12 protein-coding genes are annotated in these 16,027 nt (G+C 63.8%); 6 read left to right on the top strand and 6 right to left on the bottom strand.

Going from position 1 to position 16,027, the window contains the following annotated elements:
- Nucleotides 1-210: 210 nt before the first annotated feature.
- The 6 genes from pcaK (at nucleotide 211) to pcaC (ending at nucleotide 6,957) form a co-directional block, all read left to right on the top strand.
- A complete protein-coding gene (pcaK, locus tag HU738_RS14450) occupies nucleotides 211-1,554 on the top strand; it encodes a 4-hydroxybenzoate transporter PcaK (RefSeq protein WP_186601301.1) in 1,344 nt (447 codons plus the stop codon).
- A gap of 152 nt (nucleotides 1,555-1,706) precedes the next feature.
- Entirely contained in the window at nucleotides 1,707-2,912 is a 1,206-nt protein-coding gene (gene pcaF / locus HU738_RS14455; protein ID WP_176506044.1) for a 3-oxoadipyl-CoA thiolase, read from the top strand.
- A gap of 187 nt (nucleotides 2,913-3,099) precedes the next feature.
- On the top strand, nucleotides 3,100-4,389 hold the full coding sequence (locus HU738_RS14460; protein ID WP_176505946.1) for an MFS family transporter: 1,290 nt from the start codon (nucleotides 3,100-3,102) through the stop codon (nucleotides 4,387-4,389).
- Nucleotides 4,390-4,398: 9 nt separating this feature from the next.
- Complete coding sequence (locus tag HU738_RS14465; protein ID WP_176505947.1) at nucleotides 4,399-5,751, top strand: 3-carboxy-cis,cis-muconate cycloisomerase; 1,353 nt, start codon at nucleotides 4,399-4,401, stop codon at nucleotides 5,749-5,751.
- 11 nt (nucleotides 5,752-5,762) lie between these two features.
- Nucleotides 5,763-6,554, top strand: coding sequence for a 3-oxoadipate enol-lactonase (pcaD, locus tag HU738_RS14470; protein WP_176505948.1), 792 nt, complete (start codon nucleotides 5,763-5,765; stop codon nucleotides 6,552-6,554).
- A gap of 10 nt (nucleotides 6,555-6,564) precedes the next feature.
- Nucleotides 6,565-6,957 carry a 4-carboxymuconolactone decarboxylase gene (pcaC, locus tag HU738_RS14475; protein WP_028635111.1) on the top strand — a complete coding sequence of 131 codons (393 nt, stop codon included), beginning with the start codon at nucleotides 6,565-6,567 and terminating at the stop codon, nucleotides 6,955-6,957.
- Here the strand turns inward: pcaC and HU738_RS14480 are convergent.
- The 6 genes from HU738_RS14480 to ttgA all read right to left on the bottom strand — a co-directional run bounded on the left by HU738_RS14480 (nucleotide 6,954) and on the right by ttgA (nucleotide 15,925).
- Nucleotides 6,954-7,466 (bottom strand): Mpo1 family 2-hydroxy fatty acid dioxygenase, encoded by a 513-nt coding sequence (locus HU738_RS14480; protein WP_054885050.1) that lies wholly within the window; start codon nucleotides 7,464-7,466, stop codon nucleotides 6,954-6,956. The two genes, pcaC and HU738_RS14480, sit on opposite strands and share 4 nt — an antisense overlap.
- A gap of 65 nt (nucleotides 7,467-7,531) precedes the next feature.
- Complete coding sequence (locus HU738_RS14485) at nucleotides 7,532-8,461, bottom strand: LysR family transcriptional regulator (RefSeq protein ID WP_186601302.1); 930 nt, start codon at nucleotides 8,459-8,461, stop codon at nucleotides 7,532-7,534.
- Between the two features lie 208 nt (nucleotides 8,462-8,669).
- Nucleotides 8,670-9,926 (bottom strand): OprD family porin, encoded by a 1,257-nt coding sequence (locus HU738_RS14490; protein ID WP_176505951.1) that lies wholly within the window; start codon nucleotides 9,924-9,926, stop codon nucleotides 8,670-8,672.
- Between the two features lie 237 nt (nucleotides 9,927-10,163).
- Nucleotides 10,164-11,618, bottom strand: coding sequence for an AdeC/AdeK/OprM family multidrug efflux complex outer membrane factor (locus HU738_RS14495; RefSeq protein WP_176505952.1), 1,455 nt, complete (start codon nucleotides 11,616-11,618; stop codon nucleotides 10,164-10,166).
- Nucleotides 11,615-14,767 (bottom strand): multidrug efflux RND transporter permease subunit TtgB, encoded by a 3,153-nt coding sequence (ttgB, locus tag HU738_RS14500; RefSeq protein ID WP_176505953.1) that lies wholly within the window; start codon nucleotides 14,765-14,767, stop codon nucleotides 11,615-11,617. Before ttgB ends, HU738_RS14495 begins: the two co-directional genes overlap by 4 nt.
- 3 nt (nucleotides 14,768-14,770) lie before the next feature.
- The gene (gene ttgA / locus HU738_RS14505) at nucleotides 14,771-15,925 is read right to left on the bottom strand and encodes a toluene efflux RND transporter periplasmic adaptor subunit TtgA (RefSeq protein ID WP_186601303.1); all 1,155 of its coding nucleotides are present in this window, start codon (nucleotides 15,923-15,925) and stop codon (nucleotides 14,771-14,773) included.
- Nucleotides 15,926-16,027: the final 102 nt, after the last annotated feature.

Here is a 16,027-nt window from a genome sequence, read left to right on the forward strand (position 1 = left end):
ATGTCTCTCGCAACGGTCGGCTCAGCCGACCGATACAAGAAAAACATAAGAGGCGCATCCCATGACCACTGTCACTCGACTGCCGCGGCCGCACCCGTTCGCAGTACCGTTGTATCCAGGCTGACTCAGGCCGCATTTCATCGCTATCAAGCCCTGTACTGTTGACCCTGGTGCAGTGGCCGGACCGTGCCCCCTTTCTGGATAACAACAATGAACCAACCACAGTCTGTCGGGAACACTCTCGACGTTCAGTCCTTCATCAATGAACAACCGCTGTCGCGCTATCAGTGGCGGGTGGTGATCCTCTGCTTTTTGATTGTCTTCCTCGATGGCCTCGACACGGCTGCAATGGGCTTCATCGCGCCAGCCCTGTCGCAAGAGTGGGGGATCGACCGTGCCAGCCTCGGCCCGGTAATGAGTGCCGCATTGATCGGCATGGTCTTCGGTGCCCTGGGTTCCGGGCCGCTGGCCGACCGTTTCGGGCGCAAGGGCGTGCTGGTCGGTGCGGTGCTGGTGTTCGGTGGTTTCAGCCTGGCTTCGGCCTATGCCAGCAACGTTGACCAGCTGCTGGTGCTGCGCTTCCTCACGGGCCTAGGGCTGGGGGCGGGGATGCCCAATGCCACCACGCTCTTGTCCGAATACACCCCGGAGCGCCTCAAGTCGCTGCTGGTGACCAGCATGTTCTGCGGCTTCAACCTGGGCATGGCCGGCGGTGGCTTCATCTCGGCGAAGATGATCCCGGCCTACGGCTGGCACAGTCTGCTGGTGGTCGGTGGCGTGTTGCCGCTGCTGCTGGCCGTGGTGCTGATGGTCTGGTTGCCGGAGTCGGCGCGATTCCTGGTGGTGCGCAACCGCGGTAACGACAAGGTGCGCAAGACCCTGGCGCCGATCGCGCCGGCGGTGGTGGCCCAGGCGGCCAGCTTCAGCGTGCCGGAGCAGAAGGCCGTGGCTGCGCGCAACGTGTTTGCGGTGATCTTCTCGGGTACTTATGGCCTGGGCACGGTCCTGCTGTGGCTGACCTACTTCATGGGCCTGGTGATCGTCTACCTGCTGACCAGCTGGCTGCCGACGCTTATGCGCGACAGCGGCGCCAGCATGGAGCAGGCTGCGTTCATCGGTGCGCTGTTCCAGTTCGGCGGCGTGCTCAGCGCTGTAGCGGTAGGCTGGGCCATGGACCGCTTCAACCCGCACAAGGTCATTGGCATCTTCTACCTGTTGGCCGGGGTGTTTGCCTACGCCGTGGGCCAGAGCCTGGGCAATATCACCGTGCTCGCGACCCTGGTGCTGGTGGCTGGCATGTGCGTCAACGGCGCGCAGTCGGCCATGCCGTCGCTTGCCGCACGCTTCTACCCGACCCAAGGCCGCGCCACAGGCGTATCGTGGATGCTGGGTATCGGCCGCTTCGGCGCCATCCTTGGGGCCTGGAGTGGTGCAACGCTGTTGGGCCTGGGCTGGAACTTCGAGCAGGTCCTGACCGCCTTGCTGGTGCCGGCGGCGCTGGCGACGGTGGGGGTGATCGTCAAAGGGCTGGTGAGCCACGCCGACGCGACCTGATCCGGCGAGGCTGCACTGCGGCCCCGTAAGCGGTGATGGATAGCAGAGCAACATTTAGTTCGATAATCGCACATATAGTCGATTATCGAATTGTAAGCGACCCCTTTGTCTCCTTAATCTGGGCTCAACGTAGCACCCCTGGCAGGAGAAGCCTGATGCGTGAAGTATTTATCTGTGACGCCATCCGCACCCCGATTGGCCGCTTCGGCGGCGCCCTGGCCGGCGTGCGTGCCGACGACTTGGCGGCCGTGCCGCTGAAGGCGCTGATCGAACGCAACCCGTCGGTACAGTGGGGCGAGCTCGACGAAGTGTTCTTCGGCTGCGCCAACCAGGCCGGTGAAGACAACCGCAACGTCGCGCGCATGGCCCTGTTGCTGGCCGGCCTGCCAGAGAGCGTGCCGGGCGTGACCCTGAACCGCCTGTGCGCTTCGGGCATGGATGCCATCGGCACTGCCTTCCGTGCCATTGCCAGCGGCGAGATGGAGTTGGTGATTGCCGGCGGCGTCGAGTCGATGTCGCGTGCGCCGTTCGTCATGGGCAAGGCCGAAAGCGGTTACTCGCGCAACATGAAGCTGGAAGACACCACCATCGGCTGGCGTTTCATCAACCCGCTGATGAAAAGCCAGTATGGCGTCGACGCCATGCCGGAAACCGCCGACAACGTGGCTGACGACTACAAAGTGTCCCGCGCTGACCAGGACGCCTTCGCCCTGCGCAGCCAGCAGAAGGCGGCTGCGGCCCAGGCCGCCGGGTTCTTCGCCGAAGAGATCGTGCCGGTGCGTATCGCCCACAAGAAGGGTGAAACCATCGTCGAGCGTGACGAGCACCTGCGCCCGGAAACCACGCTGGAAGCGCTGACCAAGCTCAAGCCGGTCAACGGCCCGGACAAGACGGTGACCGCCGGCAATGCCTCGGGCGTCAACGATGGCGCTGCGGCAATGATCCTGGCGTCGGCCGAGGCGGTGAAGAAACACGGCCTGACCCCACGGGCCCGGGTACTGGGCATGGCCAGCGCCGGCGTTGCGCCGCGTGTCATGGGCATCGGCCCGGTGCCGGCGGTGCGCAAGCTGACCGAGCGCCTGGGTGTGGCGGTCAGTGATTTCGATGTGATCGAGCTCAACGAAGCGTTTGCCAGCCAAGGCCTGGCGGTATTGCGTGAGCTGGGCGTGGCCGACGATGCACCGCAGGTGAACCCCAACGGCGGCGCCATCGCCCTCGGCCACCCGCTGGGCATGAGCGGTGCGCGCCTGGTGCTGACGGCACTTCACCAGCTGGAGAAGAGCGGCGGCCGCAAGGGCCTGGCGACCATGTGTGTGGGCGTTGGCCAAGGCCTGGCGTTGGCCATCGAGCGCGTGTGATCAGTGCCGGCCTCTTCGCGGGTAAACCCGCTCCCACAGGGGAACCACGCCTCCCTCTGCGGGAGCGGGTTTACCCGCGAAGAGGCCGGCACTTTCGACACAAGGCCAATTGCCAGCCCGCAAGCTGAACGAGTGTGTTACCGGGTATGTCTAGACTTACCTGTGACCCCTCAGGAGTAAACACACCATGACCTCAACCTATTACACCGGTGAAGAGCGCAGCAAGCGCATTTTCGCTATCGTCGGGGCCTCATCGGGCAACCTGGTTGAATGGTTCGACTTCTACGTCTATGCCTTCAGCGCGATCTACTTCGCCGCATCGTTCTTCCCCTCCGACGACCCCACCGTCCAGTTGCTCAACACGGCCGGTGTCTTCGCTGCCGGTTTCCTCATGCGCCCGATCGGTGGTTGGCTGTTCGGCCGCCTGGCCGACCGCCATGGCCGCAAGAATTCCCTGATGATCTCGGTGCTGATGATGTGCTTCGGCTCGCTGATGATCGCCTGCCTGCCGACCTATTCGAGCATCGGTGCCTGGGCACCGGCGCTGCTGCTGCTCGCCCGGCTGATCCAAGGCCTGTCGGTGGGAGGCGAGTACGGCACCACCGCGACCTACATGAGTGAAGTGGCCCTGCGCGGCCAGCGCGGCTTCTTCGCGTCGTTCCAGTATGTGACCTTGATCGGTGGCCAGTTGTTGGCGGTACTGGTGGTCGTGATCATGCAACAACTGCTCAGCGATGAAGAGTTGCGCGCCTGGGGCTGGCGCATTCCGTTCGTGGTTGGCGCCATCGCCGCGCTGATTTCGCTGATGCTGCGCCGCTCGCTGCACGAGACCAGCAGCGCCGAAACCCGCCAGGACAAGGACGCCGGCACCATCAAAGGGCTGTTCCGTCACCACACCGCAGCGTTCATCACCGTACTGGGTTATACGGCCGGCGGTTCGCTGATCTTCTACACCTTCACCACCTACATGCAGAAATACCTGGTCAACACGGCCGGGATGCCGGCGAAGACCGCCAGTTTCGTGATGACCGGCGCGCTGTTCCTGTACATGGTGATGCAGCCGTTCTTCGGCATGCTCTCCGACCGCATCGGCCGGCGTAACTCGATGCTGCTGTTCGGGGCGCTGGGCACGCTCTTCACCGTACCGCTGCTGATGGCGCTGAAGACCGTGAGCAGTCCGTTCATGGCCTTCGTGCTGATCACCCTGGCGCTGTGCATCGTCAGTTTCTACACCTCGATCAGTGGCCTGGTGAAAGCCGAGATGTTCCCGCCGCAGGTCCGTGCGCTGGGCGTGGGCCTGGCTTATGCAGTGGCCAACGCGGCATTTGGTGGCTCGGCCGAGTACGTGGCCCTGGGCCTGAAGACCATGGGCATGGAAAACACGTTCTACTGGTACGTGACGGCCATGATGGCAATCGCTTTCCTGTTCAGCTTGCGCCTGCCCAAGCAGGCGGAGTACCTGCACCACGATGATTAAGGACGTTGCATGAGCAACCAATTGTTCGACGCCTACTTCACCGCGCCGGCCATGCGCGATGTGTTCTCCGACCGTGGCCGGCTGCAGGGCATGCTCGATTTCGAAGCCGCGCTTGCGCGTGCCGAGGCCGCCGCCGGGTTGGTACCGCACAGCGCCGTGGCGGCCATCGAGGCAGCTTGCCAGGCCGAGCGCTATGACGTGCAGGCCCTGGCCGATGCCATCGCCACTGCCGGCAACTCGGCGATCCCGCTGGTCAAGGCGCTAGGCAAGGTGATCGCCAGTGGTGTGCCCGAAGCCGAACGCTACGTGCACCTGGGCGCCACCAGCCAGGATGCGATGGATACCGGGCTGGTCTTGCAGTTGCGCGCTGCACTGGAGCTGATCGAAGCCGATCTCGGCAAGCTGGCCGAGACCCTGGCTCGCCAGGCCTTGCTGCATGCCGACACGCCACTGGTGGGGCGCACCTGGCTGCAACATGCCACGCCTGTGACGCTGGGCATGAAGCTGGCGGGTGTGCTCGGGGCCTTGACTCGCCATCGCCAGCGCCTGCAGGAACTGCGCCCGCGTCTGCTGGTGCTGCAGTTCGGCGGTGCTTCGGGCAGCCTGGCGGCCCTGGGTAGCAAGGCCATGCCGGTGGCTGAAGCGCTGGCCGAACAACTCAAGCTGAGCTTGCCCGAGCAACCTTGGCACACCCAGCGGGATCGGCTGGTGGAGTTCGCTTCGGTACTGGGCCTGGTTGCCGGCAGCCTGGGCAAGTTCGGCCGTGATGTCAGCCTGTTGATGCAGACTGAAGCCGGGGAGGTGTTCGAGCCTTCCGCACCGGGCAAAGGTGGCTCCTCGACCATGCCGCACAAGCGCAACCCGGTGGGTGCGGCGGTGCTGATCGGCGCCGCTACCCGCGTGCCGGGCCTGCTGTCGACGCTGTTCGCCGCCATGCCCCAGGAGCATGAGCGCAGCCTCGGCCTTTGGCATGCCGAATGGGAAACCTTGCCGGATATCTGCTGCCTGGTCTCTGGTGCCCTGCGCCAGGCCCAGGTGATCGCCGAAGGCATGCAAGTGGATGCCGAGCGCATGCGCCGCAACCTCGACCTGACCCAGGGCCTGGTGCTGGCCGAAGCGGTCAGCATCGTGCTTGCCCAGCGCCTGGGCCGTGACCGCGCCCATCACTTGCTGGAGCAATGCTGCCAGCGGGCCGTGGCCGAACAGCGTCATCTGCGCGCCGTACTGGGTGACGAGCCGCAGGTCAGCGCCGAACTGAGCGCGGACGAACTCGACCGCTTGCTCGACCCTGCCCATTACCTCGGCCAGGCGCGCGTCTGGGTGGCGCGCGCCGTGGCCGAACATCAACGTTTGATTGCCTGAAGGAGACCGCTGTGGCGCACTTGCAACTGGCCGATGGCGTACTGAACTACCAACTCGACGGCCCGGCCGATGCTCCGGTGCTGGTCCTGTCCAACTCGCTGGGCACCGACCTTGGCATGTGGGACAGCCAGATCCCGCTGTGGAGCGAACACTTCCGCGTGCTGCGCTACGACACCCGTGGCCACGGCGCTTCGCAGGTCACCGAGGGCCCGTACAGCATCGAGCAACTGGGCCGGGATGTACTGGCGCTGCTCGACGCGCTGGACATCCAGCACGCGCACTTCGTCGGCCTGTCCATGGGCGGCCTGATCGGCCAGTGGCTGGGTATCCATGCAGGCGCGCGCCTGCACAGCCTGACCCTGTGCAACACCGCAGCCAAGATCGCCAACGACGAGGTGTGGAACACCCGCATCGACACCGTGCTCAAGGGTGGCCAGCAAGCGATGGTCGGCCTGCGCGATGCTTCCATCGCCCGCTGGTTCACCCCCGCATTTGCCGAACACCAGCCGCAAGAAGCCCAGCGCATCTGCCAGATGCTGGCGCAAACCAGCCCAGAAGGTTATGCCGCCAACTGCGCGGCTGTGCGTGACGCCGACTTCCGCGAGCAACTGGGTCGCATCCAGGTGGCGACGCTGATCGTCGCCGGTACCGAAGACGTCGTCACCACGCCGGAGCACGGCCGCTTCCTGCAAGCCGGCATCATCGGTGCCACCTACGCCGAGTTCCCGGCCGCGCACCTGTCCAACGTCGAGATCGGTGAGGCATTCAGCCGCCGCGTGCTCGACTTCCTGCTGGCTCGCTGAGGATTTGGCCATGGATGAGAAACAACGTTACGACGCTGGCATGCAGGTTCGCCGTGCGGTGCTGGGCGATGCCCATGTGGACCGCAGCCTGGAGAAGCTCAACGACTTCAACGGCGAATTCCAGGAAATGATCACCCGGCATGCCTGGGGTGACATCTGGACCCGCCCGGGCCTGCCGCGGCACACCCGTAGCCTGATCACCATCGCCATGCTGATCGGCATGAACCGCAACGACGAGCTCAAGCTGCACTTGCGCGCGGCAGCCAACAACGGCGTGACCCGCGACGAGATCAAAGAAGTGCTGATGCAAAGCGCGATCTACTGCGGCATCCCGGCAGCCAATGCCACCTTCCACCTGGCCGAGTCGGTGTGGGATGAGCTGGGCGTAGAGTCGCGGGGTTAAACCCCGCGCACGGCCACCGGCCCGGCATTGGCTTCCACGGCCTGTTTCAGAGCCGGGCACAGGCCCAGCATGAATGCCGCTTCAGCCACCACGAACAGCGGGCCGATGATCAGCCCGCTGATATCGTCGACGAATGCCGGTTTGCGGCCTTCGTAATGATGCCCGACGAACTGGATGATCCAGCCCACCACGAACGCACCCAGCCCGGCGCCGAGCCACAGGCCGGTGGTTTGCGTGGCCAGTGCCTGGCCGAGCCACAGGCACAGGCCCAGCAGCAGGCCCATGACCAGGCCGAAGCGCAGGTCCAGGCGCAGGTAGAAGCGCACGGCAGCGGCTGCGGCGAGCAGGGCAGGTGACAGCCAGATACCGGCAACGTCCCAGCCGGGGCGCGACAGCAGGACCGTGACAGCCACCACGATCAGCGGAATGCCGACGAAGTGGGTCGCGATGTTGCGCGGATCACGGTGATAGTTGGCGTACTGGCTCAGGTGTTCGACGAGGTTTTTCATTGTTGTGCCTCCCTGGATGGCCGATGCCTCGATATAGCCGAGAACAGGCGTGACCGCCACCATCATCAGCTTAGCGAATGGCAGCAGCGCGCAGGGGGGGCATCCAGCCCCACCAAGGTCTCGATCATGGCCCGTGCCGCCGGTGACAATCGGTAGCCGCTGCGGCTGACCACGCCACACCTCACGCTCAGCACTTCCAGTGCCGGTGGCAGGTTGCGCCAGTGCAGGCGCACCAGGCGCCCGCTGGCGAGGTCCTCGGCCACGGCCTCTTCACTGGCCGTGCCCACGGCATCGCTGGCCAGCACCACGCTGCGCAATACCGCCAGGTGCTCGGTCTGCAGGTGCGGGATGAAGTCGCTGCGCCCACTGAGGTTGGCCAGGCGCTTGCGCACGCCGGGGGCGAGCAGGGCGCTGGCCAAGGGGTAGGCGAACAGGTCGTTGGTCGACAGGCTGTCCTTGGCCAGCAGCGGGTGGCCGGGGCGGCAGAAGAACAGCCCGGGGCGCGGGGTGAGCGGTTCGGTATGGAAGTTGGGGTCGGCTTCGAAGGGGCGGATGTCGTCGACGAAGAACTCGATCTGTTCGCGGCGCAGGGCCTGGCCCAGGCGCTCGGCATTGTCCACCATCAGCGCCGTGCGGATGCCGGGGTGGCTGGCGATGAAATGCTGCAGTGCTTGCGGGACCAGGCGTACGGCCAGGGCCGGGCCACTGCCGAAATGCAGTTCACCTGCGTCGAGCTTGGTCATCTGCAGCACTTCATTGCTCAGCTGATTGGCGCCTTGCACCAGGCGGCGGGCGTGCTGCAGCACCACCAGGCCCTCGGGAGTAGGGTGCAGGGCTTTGCTGGCGCGGTCGACCAGAGGGCAGCCGAAATTTTGTTCGAGGCTCTGGATGGCCCGGCTGAAAGCGGGTTGGGTGATGCCCATGGCTTCGGCGGCGCGGACGAAACTGCGGTATTCGGTGAGGGCGATGAAGTAGCGCAGTTGGCGAAGGTCCATGTCGAGGCTCTGCGGTGGAACAGGGTTCGATTTAAGCGATTGTTTCTTATGTCGTCAAAGAAGGTTTTTTGATTTGTTTATGCCTACTGGTTATTTGTGAGGGCTGCTGGCCTTTCGCGGATGAATCCGCTCCTACAGGTACCGCACCGTTTTCGGAAGCTGTGCGGTACCTGTAGGAGCGGATTTATCCGCGAAAAGGCCAGCAGGCTCAGAGAAGGTTCAGCGGGTAGCTCACGATCAAGCGGTTCTCATCGAACGCGTTGGTACTGAAATCCCGGCGCATGGTGGAATTACGCCATTTCACCGACAAATCCTTGAAGGTGCCGGACTGGATCACATAGGCCAGCTCGCTTTCCCGTGCCCATTCCTTGCCGTCGGTCACGCCACCGGCGGTGACATTGTCGCCCTTGATGTAGCGATTCATCAGGGTCAGGCCGGGGATACCGACGCTGACGAAATTGAAGTCGTGGCGTACCTGCCAGGAGCGCTCCTTGGCATTGTCGAAGCTTGAGTTGTAGCTGTCGTTGGCCAAGGTGCCGCCACTGGTGCCGTTGACCCGTAGCCAGGCATTGTCTCCGCTGACTTTCTGCAGGCCGACGTAGAAGGTGTTGCCCTTGTAGCGTGCCGACAGCATCGCCGAGGCGGTCTTGTTGTCCAGCTGGCCTGCGCGTTCGGCGCCATCTTCCTTGCCCCAGAAATAGCCCAGGTTGGCCCCCAGCGTCCACTCGCCCAATGGCTGGCTGTGCACCACGTTGAGGTACTGCTGGCGGTAGATGTCCTTGAGCTGGGCGTCCCACAGGCCGATCATGGTGCGCTTGTCGTTGAAGGTGTATTCACCGCCGCCAAAGTTGAAACGGTCGGAGGTGAAGGCCGCGCGGCCATTGAGCGACATGTCTTCCATGCTGGCGTCGTTGCGCGGGCTGTTGCCGCGGAACTGGCCGGCATACAGGGTCAAGCCTTCGATCTCTTTCGAGGTGAGCTGGCCACCACGGAACGTCTGCGGCAACGAGCGACCGTCGTCCGAGCGCAGGATCGGCAGTACCGGCATCCATTCGCCGACTTTCAGTTCGGTCTCCGAGACTTTGGCTTTCAAGGCCACGCCCAGGCGGCCGAAGTCGTCGGCGGGGCGGCCGTCGTCATGCACGGGCAGCAGCTGGGTGTTGGTGGTTCCTTTGCCGCCGTCCAGCTTGACCGAGTACAGGCCGAGCACGTCAATGCCGAAGCCGACGGTGCCCTGGGTGAAACCGGAGCGGGCATCGAGGATGAAGCTCTGGGTCCATTCTTCAGCCTTGCCTTGCGGATGAGCCGGGTCGACGAAGTTGCGGTTGATGTAGAAGTTGCGCAGGTTGAGGCTGGCCTTGGCGTCCTCCAGGAACCCGCCATTGTCGGCGGCGTATACGGGCAAGGCGCAAGAAATGGCCAACAGGCCGGGCAGCAGCTGGCGTGCGGGTTGCGAAGTGCTCATCTGTCGTAAATCTCTTGTTTTTATGGGCGACCCGCTACTCGGCAGGATGCGGCCTGCAGGTGCGGGTCTTTGATGAACGTGCGAAGCGTTGCGTGGGGGATGGTGCGGGGCTGGGGGAGGGTGAGGCAATTCGCCGCAAACGGTATTGGGCGATAATCGAACGCTATGTTCCAGTTGGTTAATGGTGGCCAATAAAAAGCCCAGCACGAGGCTGGGCTTGAGGCTGTTGCGGGTCGATCAGCCCTTTGGTGTGTCCACCGAAGCCTGCTGGTTGGCCTGGCCACTCTGCTCGTACCAGCCACCGCCAAGCGCCTTGTACAGATTGACCTCGCTGGTCAGCTGCGAGAGGCGGTCGGTGATCAGCGACTGCTGGGACGAGTACAGGTTGCGCTGGGCATCGAGGAAGGTCAGGTTGCTGTCGATACCGATGCGGTAGCGGCGTTCGGCCAGGCGGTAGTAGTCCTGGTTCGCCTGCACCAGGTCGCGTTGCGCCTGCAGCTGCTCTTCGAAGGTCTTGCGCGCCGCCAGGCCATCGGAGACTTCCTGGAAGGCCGTCTGGATGGTTTTTTCGTACTTGGCGACGTTGATGTCCTTCTGGATCTTCGAGTAGTCCAGGCTGGCCTTCAGGCTGCCGGCGTTGAAGATCGGCAGGTTGATCTGCGGCTGGAACAGCCAGGTGCCCTGGCCGCCGGCGAACAGGTGGCCCATGTCGGGGCTCAGGCTGCCGGCGTTGGCGGTCAGGCTGATGCTCGGGAAGAACGCAGCACGGGCCGCACCGATATTGGCATTGGCCGCTTTGAGCAGGTGCTCGGCTTCCTGGATGTCCGGGCGACGTTGCAGGATCTCGGACGGCAGGCCGGCCGGCACTTCGGCCAGCTGGTCGGCATCGAGATCCAGCGGCTTGGCCAGGTCGGCTGGAATGCCGGTACCCAGCAGCACGGTCAGGCTGTTGACGTCCTGCGCCACCAGGCGCTGGTACTGCGAGTACTTGACCCGTGCGCCTTCCACGGCGGTGCGCGACTGGCTGACGTCGAGCGCCGAAGCCACACCGACTTCGTTGCTGCGACGGGTGAGGTTGTAGCTTTCCTCGTAGGTCTTCAGCGTCTCTTCGGTCAGCTTGAACAGGGCCTGGTCGGCCTGCCAGGTGTAGTAGGCGTTGGCCACGCTGGCCACCAGGGCGATCTGCGTGGAGCGGCGCGCCTGCTCGCTGGACAGGTAGGTTTCCAGGGCCTGCTCGGTCAGGCTGCGGACGCGGCCGAACAGGTCCAGCTCATAGGCACTGACACCCAGGGTGGCCGAGTACTGGCTGGTGATGCCGGATTCACCGGTTTGCGACATGTTCGCCGGCACGCGCTGGCGGCTACCGCTGCCGGTGGCCGAAACCGCCGGGAACAGGTCGGCCCGCTGGATGCGGTACTGGGCGCGGTAGGCGTCGATGTTCAACGCCGCCACACGCAGGTCACGGTTGTTCACCAGCGAGGTCTGGATCAGCTGCTGCAGTGCCGGGTCGTGGAAGAACTGGCGCCAGCCCTGTTCGGCGGCGGCGACTTCGGCCGACTGGGTCGGCGAGTACGCAGGGCCTTGCGGCCACTGCGCAGCCACCGGCGATTCCGGGGTCTGGTAGTCAGGAATCAGCGAGCAGCCGCCGAGAATGAAAGCGGTTACCGCCAGGGACAACAAAGACTTGGTCATTGCCCAGCCTCATAACGTGGAGTTTCAGGGGTGGCGTCCTTTTCCGGCTCTTTGCTGCCGAACAGCGACGACACTGCGACGAAGAATAGCGGTACCCAGAAGATTGCCAACACGGTCGCACTGATCATGCCGCCGATCACACCCGTGCCGATGGCGTGCTGGCTGCCGGCGCCGGCGCCGCTGGCGATGGTCAACGGTACCACGCCGAGAATGAACGCCAGCGAGGTCATGATGATCGGGCGCAGACGCATGCGGCACGCTTCGATGGCCGAGTCGTACAGGCTGCGGCCCTGCTCATGCAGTTCCTTGGCGAATTCGACGATCAGGATCGCGTTCTTCGCCGCCAGGCCGATGGTGGTCAACAGGCCGACCAGGAAGTACACATCGTTGGACAACCCGCGCAGGCTGGTGGCGATCAGTGCACCGATGATACCCAGCGGTACGACCAGCACCACGGCGATCGGGATCGACCAGCTTTCATACAGCGCTGCCAGGCAGAGGAACACGAACAGTACCGAGAGGGCGAACAGCGCCGGCATCTGCGAACCGGAGAGTTTTTCCTCGTAGGACGTGCCGGTCCAGGAGAAACCGACGCCGCTTGGCAGTTCACTGGCAATGCGCTCGACCTCGGCCATGGCGTCGCCGGTACTGTAGCCTGGGGCCGGGGCACCCAGAATTTCCATGGCCTCGACGCCGTTGTAACGCGACAGCTTCGGCGAACCGTAGGTCCATTCGCCCTTGGCGAAGGACGAGAACGGTACCATCTCGCCGGCGCCGTTGCGCACGTACCATTTCTGCAGGTCTTCCGGGCTCATCCGCGAGTTGGGTTGACCCTGGATGTACACCTTCTTGACCCGGCCACGGTCGATGAAGTCGTTGACGTAGCTGGCACCCAGGGCAATCGACAGGGTGTTGTTGATGTCGGAGATGGTCACGCCGAGGGCGCTGGCACGTTCGTCATCGATGGTCAGCTGGTATTGCGGTTCGTCGTTCAGGCCGTTCGGGCGCACGGCGCTGAGGATCTTGCTCTGTGCGGCCTTGGCCAGGAACTGGTTGCGCGCTTCCATCAGCTTGGCATGGCCGACGCCGCCGCGGTCCTGCAGGAACACGTCGAAGCCGGTGGCGTTACCCAGCTCCAGCACCGCAGGCGGGGCAAAGGCGAACACCATCGCGTCACGGAAGGTAAAGAAGTGCTGCTGGGCACGCTGGGCCAGGGCGAACACGCTGTTCTCCTTGGAACGTTCATCCCACGGCTTGAGCATGATGAACGCCATGCCCGAACTCTGGCCGCGACCGGCGAAGTTGAAGCCGTTCACGGTGAAGACCGAGGATACGGTGTCGGCTTCGTCCTTGAGCAGGTACTCACGCATCTGGTCGACCACCACCTGGGTGCGTTCGGCACTGGAGCCAGCCGGCGTCTGCACCTGGGCGAACAGTACGCCCTGGTCTTCTTCAGGCAGGAACGCGGTAGGGATGCGGGCGAACAGCCAGATCATGCCGACCACGATCAGCGCATAGGCCAGCAGGAACGGCACCTTGTTGCGCAGGATCGCGCCGACACTGCGCTCATAACCGTTGACGCTGCGGTCGAAGTTGCGGTTGAACCAGCCGAAGAAGCCACCTTTGGCGGTGTGGTGCTCGCCTTTCTTCAGCGGCTTGAGCATGGTTGCGCACAAGGCCGGGGTGAAGATCAGCGCCACCAGCACCGACAGGCCCATGGCCGATACGATGGTGATGGAGAACTGCCGGTAGATCACACCGGTGGAGCCGCCGAAGAACGCCATGGGCAGCAGTACCGCCGACAACACCAGGGCGATACCCACCAGGGCGCCCTGGATCTGCTCCATGGAGCGCTTGGTTGCCTCCTTGGGTGGCAGGCCTTCCTCGGACATCACCCGCTCGACGTTTTCCACCACGACGATGGCATCGTCCACCAGCAAGCCAATGGCCAGGACCATGGCGAACATGGTCAGGGTGTTGATGCTGAAGCCCGCAGCGGCAAGGATGCCGAAGGTGCCCAGCAGCACCACCGGTACGGTCATGGTGGTGATGATGGTGGCGCGGAAGTTCTGCAGGAACAGGTACATCACCAGGAACACCAGGACCACCGCTTCGATCAGGGTGTGAATCACGCCGCTGATCGATTCGGTGACCACCGGGGTGGTGTCATACGGGAACACTGCTTTCACCCCAGGCGGGAAGAACGGTTCCAGGTCGGCAATGGTCTTGCGCAGGGCCTTGGCGGTGTCCAGGGCGTTGGCGCCGGTGGCCAGTTTGACTGCAAGGCCGGAAGCCGGCTTGCCGTTGAACTGGGCACTGACCGCATAGTTTTCACCGCCCAGGCCGACCTGGGCAACATCACCCAGACGCACCTGCGAACCGTCGCTGTTGACCTTGAGCAGAATCTTTTCGAACTGCTCGGCGGTCTGCAGACGGGTCTTGCCGATGATGGTGGCGTTCAGCTGGGTGCCAGGCATGGCCGGGAGCCCGCCGAGCTGGCCGGAGGACACCTGCACGTTCTGCGCAGCCACCGCGGTCTTGACGTCGACCGGAGTCAGCTGGAATTTGTTCAGCTTGGCTGGGTCGAGCCAGATACGCATGGCGTACTGCGCACCGAACACCTGGAAGTCACCCACGCCGGCAGTCCGCGAAATCGGGTCCTGCATGTTGGAAACGATGTAGTTGGCCAAGTCGTCCTTGGTCATGCTGCCATCTTCGGACACCAGGCCGATCACCAGCAGGAAGTTCTTCACTGCCTTGGTGACGCGGATACCTTGCTGCTGCACTTCCTGCGGCAGCAACGGGGTGGCCAGGTTCAGCTTGTTCTGCACCTGGACCTGGGCGGTGTCAGGGTTGGTGCCCTGCTCGAAGGTGGCGGTAATGGTCATGCTGCCGTCGGAGTTACTTTCCGACGACACGTAACGCAGGTTGTCGATACCGTTGAGCTGCTGCTCGATGACCTGCACCACGGTGTCCTGCACGGTCTGCGCCGAGGCGCCCGGGTAGGTCACGGCGATGGCGATGGCCGGTGGCGCGATGCTTGGGTACTGGTTGATCGGCAGCTTCAGGATCGACAAGGCGCCGACCAGCATGATCACCAAGGCGATCACCCAGGCGAAGATCGGGCGATCGATAAAGAACTTCGACATGGTTTACTCCGCTTTGGCGTCTGCTTTGGCCGCGCTGGCCTGATCAGGTTTGCCGGACTGCTTGACGTTGGTGGCGTCGCTGACCTTGACCTCGACACCTGGGCGCACGTACTGCAGGCCTTCGGTGATCAGGCGGTCGCCCGGGTTCAAGCCTTCCTCGATCAGCCAGTCGCTGCCCAGGGTACGGCTGGCCTTGAGCTGGCGCAGTTCGACCTTGTTCTCCTGGTTGACCACCAGCGCGGTCGGCGCGCCCTTGAGGTCGCGGGTCACGCCCTGTTGCGGGGCCAGGATGGCGTTGGCATTGACCCCGGCCTTGAGCCGCGCGTGCACGAACATGCCAGGCAGCAGGGTGTGGTCGGGGTTGGGGAACAGCGCGCGCAGGGTCACCGAGCCGGTGGTCTCGTCGACCGAGACTTCGGAGAATTCCAGGCGACCTTCCTGCTTGAACAGGCTGCCGTCTTCCAGCACCAGCTGCACCGAGGCGGCGTTGTCGCCGGCCTTCTGCAACTGGCCGCGTTCCAGGTCACGGCGCAGCTTGAGCAGCTCGGCAGTGGACTGAGTGACGTCGACGTAGATCGGGTCGAGCTGCTGGATGGTGGCCATGGCGTTGGCCTGGCCATTGCTTACCAGGGCGCCTTCGGTGAACGCGGAACGGCCGATGCGACCGCTGATCGGTGCGAGGACCTTGGTATAGCGCAGGTCGATCTGCGCGCTTTTCAGCGAAGCTTCGGCTTGCAATCGTTTGGCATTGGCGTCGTCGTATTCCTGTTTCGACACCGCCTGCTCGTTGACCAGCTGCTTGTAGCGCTCGGCCAGCGACTTGGTGGACTGCAGGTTGGCCTGGGCGTTGGCCAGGTTGGCTTCGTACACGGCCGGGTCGATCTGGTACAGCTGTTGGCCTTCCTTGACCTCGCTGCCTTCCTTGAACAGGCGCTTGAGGATGATGCCATTGACCTGCGGGCGCACTTCGGCGACGCGGTAGGCGCTGGTGCGCCCCGGCAGTTCCGAGGTCAGGGTGAAGGGTTGTGGCTGGATGGTCACGACGCCGACCTGAGGAGCCTGCGCTGCGGGCGGGGCTTCTTCTTTCTTACAGCCACTTAGCAGGGTTGCCAGGGCGACGGCGGAAACCAGAGCGGTAACGGCTGGCTTGAATTGCATAGGATCCTCGGGTCGCAAGAGCAGGGAGACGCTCAAGAGTAATGGAAGAGTCTTGTCAGAAAAAAACTATCCGGTGGATAAATAGCTTACTAACGAATATAC

Source organism: Pseudomonas vlassakiae (assembly GCF_014269035.2).
In the GTDB taxonomy this organism is placed as follows: Bacteria; Pseudomonadota; Gammaproteobacteria; order Pseudomonadales; family Pseudomonadaceae; genus Aquipseudomonas; species Aquipseudomonas vlassakiae.